Source organism: Puniceicoccus vermicola, assembly GCF_014230055.1.
Taxonomy (GTDB): Bacteria; Verrucomicrobiota; Verrucomicrobiia; order Opitutales; family Puniceicoccaceae; genus Puniceicoccus; species Puniceicoccus vermicola.
In genome coordinates this window covers 1-12,687 of the sequence record NZ_JACHVA010000005.1, presented here as the reverse complement: position 1 = coordinate 12,687, position 12,687 = coordinate 1, and the positions used below count along the sequence as shown (strand labels likewise).

The 12,687-nt window shown below is 53.6% G+C and carries 12 protein-coding genes; 3 read left to right on the top strand and 9 right to left on the bottom strand.

The window, feature by feature from the left end; genetic code table 11:
- Window positions 1–5: 5 nt before the first annotated feature.
- From H5P30_RS00220 to H5P30_RS00200, 5 genes are all read right to left on the bottom strand, one after another.
- Window positions 6–1,250, bottom strand: coding sequence for a polysaccharide pyruvyl transferase family protein (locus H5P30_RS00220; protein ID WP_185690957.1), 1,245 nt, complete (start codon window positions 1,248–1,250; stop codon window positions 6–8).
- A 29-nt stretch (window positions 1,251–1,279) separates the two neighbouring features.
- The gene (locus H5P30_RS00215) at window positions 1,280–2,086 is read right to left on the bottom strand and encodes a hypothetical protein (protein ID WP_185690956.1); all 807 of its coding nucleotides are present in this window, start codon (window positions 2,084–2,086) and stop codon (window positions 1,280–1,282) included.
- Between the two features lie 156 nt (window positions 2,087–2,242).
- The gene (locus tag H5P30_RS00210) at window positions 2,243–3,286 is read right to left on the bottom strand and encodes a LacI family DNA-binding transcriptional regulator (protein ID WP_185690955.1); all 1,044 of its coding nucleotides are present in this window, start codon (window positions 3,284–3,286) and stop codon (window positions 2,243–2,245) included.
- A gap of 130 nt (window positions 3,287–3,416) precedes the next feature.
- On the bottom strand, window positions 3,417–5,351 hold the full coding sequence (locus tag H5P30_RS00205; RefSeq protein WP_185690954.1) for a heparinase II/III domain-containing protein: 1,935 nt from the start codon (window positions 5,349–5,351) through the stop codon (window positions 3,417–3,419).
- Between the two features lie 23 nt (window positions 5,352–5,374).
- Window positions 5,375–6,106, bottom strand: coding sequence for a type II secretion system protein (locus tag H5P30_RS00200; protein WP_185690953.1), 732 nt, complete (start codon window positions 6,104–6,106; stop codon window positions 5,375–5,377).
- A gap of 191 nt (window positions 6,107–6,297) precedes the next feature.
- On the opposite strand from H5P30_RS00200, the gene H5P30_RS00195 reads away from it, so the two are divergent.
- Together H5P30_RS00195 and H5P30_RS00190 are read left to right on the top strand one after the other, a co-directional pair.
- The gene (locus H5P30_RS00195) at window positions 6,298–7,284 is read left to right on the top strand and encodes a hypothetical protein (RefSeq protein ID WP_185690952.1); all 987 of its coding nucleotides are present in this window, start codon (window positions 6,298–6,300) and stop codon (window positions 7,282–7,284) included.
- A 367-nt stretch (window positions 7,285–7,651) separates the two neighbouring features.
- Complete coding sequence (locus H5P30_RS00190; RefSeq protein WP_185690951.1) at window positions 7,652–7,825, top strand: hypothetical protein; 174 nt, start codon at window positions 7,652–7,654, stop codon at window positions 7,823–7,825.
- Window positions 7,826–7,991: 166 nt separating this feature from the next.
- Here the strand turns inward: H5P30_RS00190 and H5P30_RS00185 are convergent, their stop codons facing one another.
- On the bottom strand, window positions 7,992–10,286 hold the full coding sequence (locus H5P30_RS00185; RefSeq protein ID WP_185690950.1) for a TonB-dependent receptor family protein: 2,295 nt from the start codon (window positions 10,284–10,286) through the stop codon (window positions 7,992–7,994).
- Window positions 10,287–10,831: 545 nt separating this feature from the next.
- Between H5P30_RS00185 and H5P30_RS22595 the strand changes: the two genes are divergently transcribed.
- Window positions 10,832–11,035, top strand: coding sequence for a transposase (locus tag H5P30_RS22595; protein ID WP_185690949.1), 204 nt, complete (start codon window positions 10,832–10,834; stop codon window positions 11,033–11,035).
- Here H5P30_RS22595 and H5P30_RS00175 read toward each other — a convergent pair whose 3' ends face one another.
- The 3 genes from H5P30_RS00175 to H5P30_RS00165 form a co-directional block, all read right to left on the bottom strand.
- Complete coding sequence (locus H5P30_RS00175; protein ID WP_185690948.1) at window positions 11,036–11,488, bottom strand: hypothetical protein; 453 nt, start codon at window positions 11,486–11,488, stop codon at window positions 11,036–11,038.
- Window positions 11,489–11,654: 166 nt separating this feature from the next.
- Window positions 11,655–12,026, bottom strand: a complete 372-nt coding sequence (locus tag H5P30_RS00170; RefSeq protein ID WP_185690947.1) for a hypothetical protein — start codon at window positions 12,024–12,026, stop codon at window positions 11,655–11,657.
- 140 nt (window positions 12,027–12,166) lie between these two features.
- A partial coding sequence (locus H5P30_RS00165) for a hypothetical protein (RefSeq protein ID WP_221774244.1) occupies window positions 12,167–12,687 on the bottom strand: 521 nt, incomplete at its 5' end.

The window sequence follows — 12,687 nt, the reverse complement described above, 5'->3', positions numbered from 1 at the left end:
AGGAACTATAGAGAGTGGACGTGAGAGAGCACGGCTTCACGAACGATGGCCATTGATTCACCTTGAAGATGTTTCACGCGAGACTGGGCATGCTGCAACTTTGATCGGGTCCTCTCCGGATTTTCAACCAATTGAGCTAGCCCGAGGGCAAGATCGGTCCCGTCGGATTCTTCGATTTCATAGATCCATTCGGGAAGGCCGATATCCCGCCACATCTGCCCTTTGCAAGTGTCGGTGGGCAATCGCAGGTAGAAACCCGGGGCACCTACCGAAAACGCGAGGATGGGTGAATGCATTTCCATGCTGAGGATGCCGAAAGAATGTGCGTAGACGCTCGTGGCCTCATCGGGACGCCAGTAGGTCTTACGCCAAACGACGTTTTTGCGGACATCCTCAGGCAGGGGATCCAGGAGCTGCTCCTTGGTCAGCTCGATCTCATAGGTCATCTCCGGGCAGAGGAGGACCTTCATCCCAGTGGACCGGACCCAGGAGATGATGGCATGGCGAAGGGGTTCATGGTCCGCCTTTTTGTAGGCCTCGCTGATCTTGTCCCGTTTGCTCTCTTCTTCGCTGGGATGACGATTGCGAATTTTGAAATAAGGAGTGTAGCGAAGGCGGGAGATGACACAGAGAAATTGGCGGTCCTCCAATTCGTGTTCGCGCAGGAAAGCTTTCGCTTGGGTGTGATCTTGGTGGTCTGCCCAGAATGCGGCATCGGGAGCGAATTCCAGAATCCGAGGACGAATCTTGGCTGCTCTCGCAGCCCGCAAAGAGATGGTATCGCGACAGAAGAGAAAATCCGCCCGGCTGAGCAGTTCCACCAAGTCCGGGGTAAAGGACTCCAGGGTAATCCCGTAAACCCCAAAGGGGCGACCTGACTTCACCCACTCTTCCACGACGGGTCGGGCGACAAGATAGGGACCCGATCCATGAATCAGGTAGTCCGACTTCTCCCACAGTTCTCGCCCTTGGGCAGTAATGGGGATACCGCTCCCGTTTTCCGGTTCGCAGAAGATCTTTACGTCGGGGAACTCTTTGGCGAGCATTTCTCCCACTCCGTGGCTGAGGTCTCCGGCCCAAAGGATCAGCTGCGCTTCGGGGAAATAGTGCTGAAGGAGTTTTAGCAGCCCCGGCGTATGCCCGATATCCCCGATGTTGACCGTCTGCCACGAGGATCGGATAAGAACGTTGGGCCGGGCACTTCCGCTCTGGGAAATGGCTTCCACTTGAGTTGTCGGGACTGAATTCATCCGCCGATGGGTTTAACCGTTCTTAGTTTTTAGGAGCGGCGACGGATGAAGAGCACGAGACCAATTCCCAAGGCTCCCGTGATGAGGGAGTATGTCGATGTTTCGGGAATCGAAGAAAATCCGATGTCGTCCATGCCCATCAGGAAACTCCCGGAACCCTCATTAATGCTGACGTCGACGGTTACCGATGAAATATCGGCGGCATTGCTTTGGTATCCGAAATAAAATCCAACACTTCCCGAGTTCACCCCAGAGATCGTCTGGGTGGACAAGGTTTGGCTACTGGCATCGAGAAATTGAACGGTAATACTATTCAGCCGGCTAAAGGCTCCGTCCGGCGCTGAAAGAGTGAAGCCGAAAGCGGAGGTGCCCCCAACGGATCCGTCGAAGGTTGAGCCGTCCCAAGATCCCAGATCCAAGGTGGTGGAAAGAATGTGGGCAGCGGTTTCTGCATTGTCGGCGAAGCGAATAGCAGAGGTCGGTGAGGTCGAATACGAATTATTGGATAGGGATGCTCCCGCACCGGAAGAGCTGGTCGAGACGGCACCGGAGAATGAAATCTGCAGGTCGGATCGCGTTTCGTCAGAGAATGCGATGATATTGGTGCCTTGGTTGAATGAGCCATACTCGTAGATGATGCCAAAATCACCTAGCGCCTCCAGTGTTGAGGCCGAAGTGGCCCCCGAAGCCGTGTTTGTGATGGATCGCCCCCCGGACGGATCGAAAACCGAATAGAGATCGGGATCATCCACGACCGCGGCCGAAGCCGGAAGGACGAGCGATGCACAGAAGAAAGAAACGGTTGGAAGAAAAGGGTGATGCAGATTTGTTCTCATAGGAGGTTCAGGGTTATTTTAGGGTTATCGAATATTAAAAAGATAGACTATTACCCCGCTCGAAATACGACAACCATGCCTTAAGTGTAATCGTAAACCTTGCGAATGGATCCTTGGGTATGATCCCGCCGCCGAAACGATCAGAGGCGCATCACTTCAGTTCGTCGGCACCGGGCGCAAGGTCTGGCCCTCCTGCCAACGACCGCTGACCAGCAGTATTTCGGGAGTATCGGGCAAGCCTTGATGGTTAAGGAGAAGCTCCCGGGTGAGGAGGTTGACGGTGGTTCGGCCCACCTGCCAGCTATGAGTATCGAATCCGCTTAGCTCGGCGTTGTCCCGGGTGGGGATGAAACAGCATCCCACATCTTCGGGAATCCGCAGCCCCTCTTCGCGAAGCCAGTAGAGAATCGAAATCCGGGGAGCGAGAATACAGTCGGGCTTATATTTGTGAAACCACTCCAGGAATGGCCCTTTCTCAGTGGTGACGCTGTCATCGCGAATAAAAGGAATCCGGTCCTTCCTGGGAATTCCGGTTTGCCAGGCGAGAAAGCGCCCGGAAACGCTATAGCGCAACTGAGGGTCGAGCTTCTTGTTGATGGGAAACCCGATTCGTCGATAGCCGCGCCTTTTCATTTCCTCGAGGCAGAGTCGAAAGCCGGCGCCGTAGTCGGTGGCAGTTCGATGAATGGCTAGATCCTGAGCATGGAATCCTGCGGCGGTGAGGGAGAAATGGGTCGGATCGATCTTCGGAAAGCTTCGCTTTAGCGAACCGCCCGGCATGAGAACGACGCCTCGGATTCCGCGGGAATGTAAGACCGAAGTCAGCCGGGGACCGTCGAGGGCATTCTCGCTCGCTGTGGCGAACTCCTCCAATTGGTATCCGAGCTCGGCGGCCCTTTCTTTCATTCCGTCGTAGAGGTCGGAGTAAAAGGGTAGCCTGACTTCACTACTACTGATGGCTTGGTCTTCTTTCGTGAGAACGGCAATGACCTCGCCACCAAGCTTTCCCTTTTTCTGACGAGTCGCCATGAGCGCGGAGATATAGGGATGCTTTCGATAGCCATGCTTCAGAGCCAGTTCCTGGATCCGCTGCCGGGTCTCGCGGGAAATCTTCGGGCTGTCCCGTAGGGCATAGGAAACGGTCATGACACTGCAACCGGCGATTTCCGCCAGTTCCACCATGGATTTCACCGTTTTCATTGTATGATTACAATTCGGCGAAAGAGACGGATCCTCAAGGCTAAAGGACCTCTCTGGTTAAGGACTGGATTCCTTGAGGCGGAACCTTGAGGACAAGCAAACGTCGGCGACCAAGGGACGGCTGTTCCGCTCAGGGCTTCGTGGAGATTGTTGTACGGAGGTTCCAGGAAGTGCCCGGTTGCTCGGTGGTCATGACGACGCAGATTTTTTCTTCAATCGGTCGACCGTGGCCTTTCGTTGCGGGCATCAATTCGGTTTGAACCCGAATGGGTGTGTCGGATTCCCATTGGATCACTACGTCTCCCACCAATAGTTTTTTCTCGCTCCATTCGATCGGGGAATTCGCCCGCTCGTTTAGATGCCAACGAAAGAGCATCGTTTCCGGCATTTCAAGCTCCACGGTATCGATGACGGTCAGCTCTTCGCTGTCCCATGACGCATTCCGTATCCACTCCTCAACCGTCGCATACGCGTTTGAAGCATCGACGGTGACCTCTCCTCCGAGACTGTCGAGTCGAAGAACTTCCATCGGGGCTTCACGATGATCTCCGGCTAGAATCTGCCCTCCTCCCGCCCGGAGGGATTCTTCTGAGAAATCTTCGGGTGACTGCGTGCCGACTTGCAGGACGTTGTGTCCGGCGACACTCTTGAAGTGGGAGAAGTAACGAGGGTCGTCGTAGGGCGGCTTTCCGGCTTCGATAAGGATGGGGTCTCCGTCGACGGTAAAGTTGACATGTCCCCGATCCATATGATCGTGGGAATCTTCGATGTGTCCGCCCCGCATCCAGAATCCCGAGGAATCCTTTGCCCAACTATCGCGCCAGTTCACCCTCGTAGCCATTGGATAATAGGCAAAGAGGGAGGGCGCTTCGGCGTCTGTAGTCGGAAGTATGCTTGCGATGACACCTTCAATCGTTTTGGGGAATCCCGTGTAATTCTCGAGAGTCCAAAGTGCCACTGGATTGTCGAGGTAAACGGCGAAGAGTGCCATGCTCTGTTGAAAGTCGTAATCGGTCACCTCGGGTTTTCCCATATCGAAAGAATTGATGAGGGCATTTCCGGGCTGGATGTGGTGGGCGAACCAGGTGGGATAGTTTTGGAGGAACGGGTGCTCGATCAGGCGCAAATCTCCCTCTTCCGCCGCAGCTCCGGCGGCCAAGACGATTCCCGTCAGGGTCATCGAGGAATAGGAAAGTCCTTCGGGAAACTCCCCATTTTCGCCGAGGGTATCGAGAGTTTTGAGAAGGTTCTGTACGCCAACCTCATAGGCTTCCGGATGTTCGTCTTTCCCGGTGAAGAGGCTGGCCCGGATCATGGCCTCGCTGGGCATGACCCATTGATTGGAGCTGGCAGCCTCGACTCGGAAGAACCACTGGCGCTTGGTATTCCAGTCGTCCATGAGAGAATCGATCTCTTCGTTGAGCCGATGATGAACCGCCTCCTCAAGCTCGGGTGTTTTGTATTCATCGGGGAGTAGAGCCATTGAATCGGTGATCGCCCGGATCATCCAGCCAGTGCCGAGCCACGCGCCATCTCCGTCCGCAGGAATCGTGATTCTGTTGTTGTTGCGAAGGGACCATCCCGGACGTTGAAGGGGATCCCAGGTCGAAATGATCATGAGCTGATCGGCAACGTATTGACCGAGCTCCGCGTCTTGGGTGAAGCGGGCGCAGGCGGCCATGCGGGGCAGTTTTGCCGCCATGCCATAGGCGATGTCGATGTCGGCGAAGCTGAGAGCCACTTGTTCCCATGTTTCCTCACTGATCTGGCTGAGATGGAGAGGTTTCTCCGGATATTTCATCCGCAGACCGGAGGCTTTGAGCTCCTCAAGAGTGGTAGGCCGTTCGATTAGTGGCTTCTGGGCATCGTGGATCGCTTGGGAATGAAGGCTGCGAAGAAGGTCCATCTCGTTCTCGTTCAGGTTTAGGTCTTCGAAAACGGATGCCTTTGGGGAAAGGGTGCGGATCGGAGTCTCGGAGTTCATCTCATCCTCTGCGGCAATCAGAAAAGCCGCGGGGACGGTCAAGAGAGCAAGTTGGAACAAAGCAATTTTTCGAAGAGACATGGATGTGCGATGGTGGATAGGGTCTAATTGGCTCCCCATGGAGCGCGATCCGCGACGCCAGCCGCAGTGTCGGACCAGTCAATCTGGTCGAGGGTAAGTGTTTCGACATGGCCGTCTACAAATAGCATATTGATGACTCCTACATGTCGGTCGGCCGCACTTTCCGCGTCGGCAGGTTCTTCCGTGAAATCACTGCGACTGTAGTGGGTAAACGTCCTTTGATTCGAATCCGCCGCCAAGTACGTCTTCGCCGGTTCGACAATGTTGGCGACCTTTACCTGTGGTCTTAGCTGAGCCGGAGAAGCGTTGCCTCGGCGCACAAGAGTTCCGTTGACGCCATAGTTGGAAAGTTGAGTCGTGCCGCGGGAGTCTTTGCTGCTCGCGGGGCAGGCGAAAATGCCGGGAGGACGTTCGCCCAGATACTCTTCGTGCGCATTTCCATATCCCATATCGGAGACGTAGGAATTTGCGTACGGCATCAACTGAAAGTCCCAAGCGAGCGCACCATTTTCGCGAGAGGTGATCTGATAGGGAAAGCGCCCGTCATTGTCGTTGGCGTAAAGATGAAAGAGATTCCCGATCTGACGTAAATTGCTTTGACACCGGGCGAGACGAGCCGACTCGATCGACTTGTGGGTTACTGCTGAAATGATTCCAGCGAGGAGCCCGATGATGGCGATCGCAACGAGGATTTCGACAAGTGTGAAACCAGTGTAACGGGTTAAACGAGAATGGGGTCTGCGGTAAAATCTCATACGGAGGGGTGGTTCTTCCAATCCTAGACAAGGGAATTTATAAGAAAAGGTATTTGCAGTTGTAATCATACACCTGAAAGAAGTTCGACACCTGTCTGTTGTATGATTAAAGTACACATTGGATTGAGTTTAGCCGTTCTGGCACTTGAGGTGCCTTTCTAAGAGTTACCTACCAAAGCCCAATGATTAAAATGAGTGAGAGAATGCGAAAATGGGCGTTGCTGATGCTCCATGTAGTATTGGCAGGGGCCGTCTTTGGATCGGAGGACATTTCAAAAGCTCCACTCGCGGACGTCTTAATCCTTTCGAACGGAATGATAAGGGCGGAGGTGATGCTCCCGAACTCCCCCGATCGATATAACCGGGGCACGAGATTTACCAACGTGGCGACGGTATTGCGGGTCTCCGTGGAGGAGGATGAGTTTCTCTTTGCGCCTGTTGAGCATAATCCAATGACCGAAAGCGGCGGATTGGCTGCGGAGTTTAACAAAGATGATCCTACGGAGTTTCAAAATGCGATAATTGGAGAGGGTTTTCTGAAGATTGGGGTCGGGGTCTTGCGTAAGGATTCGGAACACTATGATTTTTATCGACCCTACGAAGTCATCGAGAGAGCGAAGACCGAGTATAGGGCCGAGAAGGATCGAGTTGATTTTATACAGGTTTCACCGGAATTCAGGGGATATCGATACCGACTGACGGCATCGGTCGAACTGGAAGAGAACCGGATCATTCTTCGCAATAAACTGGAGAACCTCGGCGAGCGAGCTCTGGAAGTTCAGCATTATGTTCATAATTTCTTTTCACTGAATGGGGTTCCGATCGGTGAAGCGTATCGACTGGATCTCGGCCGGTCGGCTTCCGGGGGCGAGGTTTTGCGAGGCAATGCCCGGATAGAGGGTGAGCAAATCCGGTTTCCGGAAAAGGTGGAGGAGTCAGTCGTCATTAACGTGCCTTCCCCGATTCCCCTGCCGACTGAAGGAGAAATCCTTCTCGCTCTCGGAGATGACCTCTCGGTGCGGGTGGTGACCGAAGGAGTCCCTCTTGTGCGCACTTTCATCTATGCCCGAGAGGAGTATGTGAGCCCCGAACAGTTCGTGGAATTTCCCGTGGAGCCCGGTGAGGCAATCGATTGGATCAGAACCTACCATTTCAACCGAGAATCGGTTCCCGAGTAACATGCTGGAAAGCGTGGGGACTCCTGGGCACCTGCTACAGATGACCTTGGTTTATACTCACTTCTTGCGGCGACTCGGTTCACCTCAGGTGTCCCCAGACCTACCCCGTGCCAACCACAGGACACGGGATCAACCCGGCCCCTACACAACTCTCCTCTTTTTGTGATCTTTTGCGCCTTTGGGTGGGACCGGAATCGATTTCGCCACCCCCCGGAAAACAAAAAGCCCTGACTGATCATGTGCCAAACTGTAACCGCCGAAGAAAAACCACGATCGCGTTCCTTCGGACGCTTGGGAATCGAGTCCAAAGGCAACACCCCTCCTCAAAAACATACCGCAGTTGACCCGGCAGGCCCTTCATCATCGAATGGCGATGATCCTCAAGCCTCTTGAGGGCAGATTGAGGGCTTCGCCCAAAGGCGCGTTGAAAACCGGGAAGAAACAGGTTATTTTGCTGCACACCAAAAGCTTGCAGATTCCAACGCCTCGGGCAGATCTCTCTCTGCTTTCGGGCAATACAAAATCCATGAATCCGGCCTGATCCAAGTGCCACTGTGGACTGACCCCATCAACACCCCACCCTCCAGAGTGACCTGGATGGACCCGGTCGTGAGACGGACGGCCGCGGCCCATTTTCCCGCCCATAAAAAAGCCGCCCGGAGAGTTCCGGGCGGCTGAGAAGTGTCAGGGCGACTTCGGGAGAGGGTCTACCAGCGGGCCTGGAGACCGATCCCGTAGGTTGCCGGCGTACCGGGACGCGGGCCGTGCGGCAGGCGGCTGATGATGTATTCGTCGTTGAAGACATTCTGCGCGTAGGCGAAGAGCTCCACTTCGCCCCAGAGGCGGTAGTACGCGCTCAAGTCGACGGTCGTGTAGCTGTCGACTTTCCCGAAGCGAGCATCGGCTTCGCCGGTGGCCGGATTGACCTCAGCGGAGGAATTGTTGGCGGAAGCATACGTGCTGGTGGCAAAGCTCACACTGGCATATCCGCGGATGCGGTCGAACTCGAGTCCCCCGGTGAGGTTGATCTGCCACTCCGGAATGTAGGGCATCCGGTTCCCGTCCTTGCCGCCGGCGAAGATTGATTCCGCATCGGCGGAGGAGGCATTCCCATCAAGGGTCGCGTCCGTGTAGGTAGCGGCCAAGGTGATAGGCGAACGGAAGGACTGACCGGTCATTTGCGCGGGATCGATCCCCACCAAAGCCTCGATGCCCCGGCTGATGGCGTTGCCGACGTTCTCGTCGTCGAGATTGCCGCTGCCAATGCTCTCGGCGACCAGGAGATCGTTGAAGAAGGTGTAGAATCCAACGAGTTCCACGCGGAAGCCCTGATCGTTGCGGTAACGGGTGCCGAGCTCGAAGCTGTCGCTGGTCTCTTCCTTGATTCCGTTGACGGCTCCCGAGGGCCCGGGAGGTGAGAATCCGCGGTAGTATCCGGTGAAGAGCATCCAGTCGGGATCGAGGAGATACTCGAGGCCAATGCCGGGAGTGAAGACGTCGAGGTTAGCACTCTCCGTCGAGCCCGAAGCCCGGTTGTTGACCTCGTAGTCGATGTATTCATAGCGAACCCCGGGGATGACGGCCCAGTCGCCATACTCAATCCGGTCCTGCAGGTAGTAGGCGATGGCGTCGGCACTGCTCTTCCGATTCGTCTGACTACCCGGAGCGCCCCGGTCGACGGAGGTGAAGGCACCCAGATCATTCTGTGTGTAAACGTCCTGGTGCTGAAAACGGTCTTCGTAGTCGTGATGGAGGCGGAGGCCGGTGCTGATGTGGTGGTCGAAATCACCGGTTTCGAAAAGACCATTGAGGTCGGACTGGATTCCGTAGAGTCCGTAGTTCCGGTTGTTGGCCCGATAGCGGAGTTGGCCGGCGGCCTGTCCGGTCAGAACGTTGTAGCCAGGGGTGCCGTCAAAAAGAGACTGCGAGAGGGAGGCGTCCGGATCGACCAGATCGTTGAGTTTGTACCAATTGCGTTGAAACTCCTGATAATATCCGGTGGTGACGAGGCGCCAGTTTTCCTCGAGATCGACCGTGTGCCGGAGGTAGGTTTGGGTGCTGTAGGTATTGATCTGGTCGTTACGGCTGGCGGCGTAACGGCGCATGGGGTCGGCGCGAAAGTCTTGGGTGCTGATTCCGAGATAGGTTTCGTTGGCGTCGAAATCGGTGTAGCCGAGTTTGAACTCCAACTTATTGTACTTTTCCCAGTTGGGAACGAAGGAGAGCTTTACCCGCCCGTCGATCCGCTCAAATCCAGTGTCATTCGTTCCGTTGTAGGCGGCGGTGGTGTCCATCTCGCGAAACCCGTCGGTGCTGCGGCTGTAAAACTCGCCGAGGACGCCGAGCTGGCCGGCTTCGAGATCGTAGGTGCCTCCGCCCCAGATGTGGCTTTGGAGATCTTGGTTGTTCCCGTAGGAGAGGCGGGCATAGCCCTCGTCTTTCCCGGCGGGAATGGGAGTGGCGATATAGTTCAACACGCCTCCGGTGGTCTCCGGTCCATAGCGCACTTGGCTGGATCCTTTGAGGACCTCGATTCCGGCCATCCGGCCAACGGCAGGACTGTAGTAGGCCGACGGGGCGGAATACGGGGCCGGGGCGGTGAGAACGCCGTCTTCCATCAAGGTCACTTTCGCTGATCGACTGGCATCGACCCCGCGAATGCTGATGTTCGGGAAGTTTCCGTAGCCATCTTCCTCGCGGACGTAGACGCCGGGGATCTGGCGAAGTACCTGGTTGATGTTTTCGTAGTTCAGGTTCTGGATATCGCCTTCGTCGAGAACATAGGCGGAACCGGGAAGAGAGAAGGCGAGATCCTGCGTTCCGATGACCTGATAGGCTTCCAGCATCTGCGGTTCTTCCGCGGGGGAAGAGTTTTCCTGTTGCTGGGCGGATTCCGATTCATCCGGCGAAGTCGAGGACTCAGGGGTTTCGGCCGGTGCGGATCCCAGAATGAGGAACGACCACAAGGCGCTGATGGAGAGAGGGTTCTTAGGTTTCGTCATGAGCTTGTTTCGAGGGTTTTCTACCGCACTAGAGCCTCAAGGAGCTCCGGCAAAACGGAGATCCCAATGGGAGAGAGTCTCAATCTCAAGAAAATTGTTACAGCTTTGTTTCTTTATTCGGCTTTCGGAAGGAGATCGTTCTTTATCCCCGTTCCCTCTGTAACGATCTCAAGAGGGGCCTGATAATACTTCAACCAAAAGATATCTTTGCGCGTCGAGTTATCAGGGGTCGCCCACCGGACGCTTACTCCCGAATGGCACTAGTTTAAGGATATCTACGCATCGCGAAACCACCCCACCAGCTGGCGCTGGTCCCCCCACCTACTCGTAGGAGGGGAGTTGAAAATTTAAGTAGAGACTCCTCCCCTGCTTGGAGGGGAGGGGGACCGCCGTCAGGCGGTGGAGGGGTTCTTATCGACGTGCCAATCGCCAGATTATCTTCGCAAGAGCTCTTAAACTAGTGCCTTTCACGCTTATTCCCCAAGATTGCGGCGTCTCATACAAAGACGATAGCTGACACCCATTAACTCGCTAACCTTTTCTTATTGGGTATTACTCGAAAAGAACACATCCACTATGAAAAAGAGATCGGAAAGCTTCGAAGAATGGTCGAGAACTTCTTCTGCAGAATAAAGTCATACAGAAGAGTCGCTAGACGATACGAACAACTTCCTCAGACTTTCCTCGGTTTCGTAACCCTCGCGGTAATAGTCGATTGGATCAAATTTGAATTTGTCCACGCGGCCTAATTACTTCTCCTTATCGATAGCATATTGAAAAGGCACAAAATACTCAATTCCAGCGCCTGAATACGGCAAAGTCACTCTTTCTGAATAAATCAAGTTATCCGCCCCTTCCCAAACTTCATGCTCGTTAAAGACGTATTTTAAGGCTGGCGATGGAGGCAAGCTACCCGTCATCTCCATGGCACCCATCGCCACAAGTTTTCCGATCAGAATTTTTCTATCACTCGAAAAATGAATATAACTTTCATTTACTTGAACGCCTTCACCATTGGTTAAAAAACGAAATTTTATCTCAATTCTCTCCAAAATACCATCCCCAGAATAAAAAACTCTAAACTTTTCAACTTCCGGAAGCTCTATCTCAACAAATTCGTTCGAGCCATCTAATGCCATCAAAGAAGAAAGAGAGGCAAGCCACAAACTGCTGAAGAAAAAAAATGCTTTATAAGATTTCATAATGCCAACTACAATTCTCTTATTCTATAAACTCGCCCCCATTTGATCGTAAGCGACTGGAAATATATAAAAGGGAAATATTATTATTTATTTTAAAAGTTTAAAAGGGGTCAAATGCCATCACAGAGTGATACCGATGTTTTTGGGTCATACCCCCGCAAAAACCTTAGTATCCCATCTCAATTATCTTCCATTCTCCTTCGACAATTTTCCAAACGCTTCGGTTTTTTGAGATCATTTCGTTCTGAAGCGAACCCTCCTTTCCCTCATATAGAACATCATACCAGCAAATATACACATTCTCGCCGATCGGCAAACGGATTGCTCCGTCCGAGCTTGAGCTTTCGTAATGCTGAATAAGGACTCTTGTCACCGTAATGGAATCAACCCAGCCATAGGTTTTCGGAAGAGAACTCTCAGATTCGGGCAGCCTCCCGTCTTCGGGCCGTGCAAAATCCCTAAAGAACCTTGAATCGTCTTTTTCAACGTAGGCTTCAATTTGATCATACATCGCCGAAACCAATTCTTTCGGAATCACGTCAACTTTGATTCTCTCCGCTAGCCCGGATAAGGTGGAAAGTGAAATGCCGATAATTAGCGGAAAGAAAAAAAAACCTCACGACATATTTCTGTTTAGACGTTTTTTTAAAAGGGGTCAAACGCAAAATATAATGATCTCTACCCATTCACCAAATTGCTCACGTAGTTTGGATGCCCCATCGCCAACCGCTTGGCAATCCACGGATTCTTTGCCGTCGTTTCTTTGCGCAGTCTTTTGGCGATCTCAATCTTCCAGTCCGCGCTTTTGGGACTGGAGATGATCGTCGCTTCAGAGATCTTTCGCTTCTTCAATTCTTCACACACAATCCCCTCCCAACGCGACTCGTTCAACTCCTTCAGGTCGACGCCATCCCAATCCACCTCCGAACCGGATTTCTCCAATTCCTTGACTAGCTCCTTCTTGGCTTGGCTACTTCCCAGAAACCAACCACGCCCGTATTTCCGATCCAGCTCGTCTTTTCTTTTCGGATCGCTTTCCTCTACAATCTCAAGCCGCTTCTGGTATTTGCGCATTCCCGCCAGACTGTCCGGCAAGTCACAGAGCGATAGGCAGCAACCCCGATCCAGCGGAGGCATCACCACCCTCTTGCGAAACTTTGGAAAACTCGATAGCCTATAGCTCTGCAAGTCCCCGACCG

Bases quoted from the DNA above. Each gene is read 5' to 3' on its own strand.
- H5P30_RS00175 (WP_185690948.1), bottom strand. From the start codon at position 11,488: ATGAAATCTTATAAAGCATTTTTTTTCTTCAGCAGTTTGTGGCTTGCC.
- H5P30_RS00215 (WP_185690956.1), bottom strand. From the start codon at position 2,086: ATGAGAACAAATCTGCATCACCCTTTTCTTCCAACCGTTTCTTTCTTC.
- H5P30_RS00205 (WP_185690954.1), bottom strand. From the start codon at position 5,351: ATGTCTCTTCGAAAAATTGCTTTGTTCCAACTTGCTCTCTTGACCGTC.
- H5P30_RS00200 (WP_185690953.1), bottom strand. From the start codon at position 6,106: ATGAGATTTTACCGCAGACCCCATTCTCGTTTAACCCGTTACACTGGT.
- H5P30_RS00185 (WP_185690950.1), bottom strand. From the start codon at position 10,286: ATGACGAAACCTAAGAACCCTCTCTCCATCAGCGCCTTGTGGTCGTTC.
- H5P30_RS00210 (WP_185690955.1), bottom strand. From the start codon at position 3,286: ATGAAAACGGTGAAATCCATGGTGGAACTGGCGGAAATCGCCGGTTGC.
- H5P30_RS00195 (WP_185690952.1), top strand. From the start codon at position 6,298: ATGAGTGAGAGAATGCGAAAATGGGCGTTGCTGATGCTCCATGTAGTA.
- H5P30_RS00220 (WP_185690957.1), bottom strand. From the start codon at position 1,250: ATGAATTCAGTCCCGACAACTCAAGTGGAAGCCATTTCCCAGAGCGGA.
- H5P30_RS00190 (WP_185690951.1), top strand. From the start codon at position 7,652: ATGGCGATGATCCTCAAGCCTCTTGAGGGCAGATTGAGGGCTTCGCCC.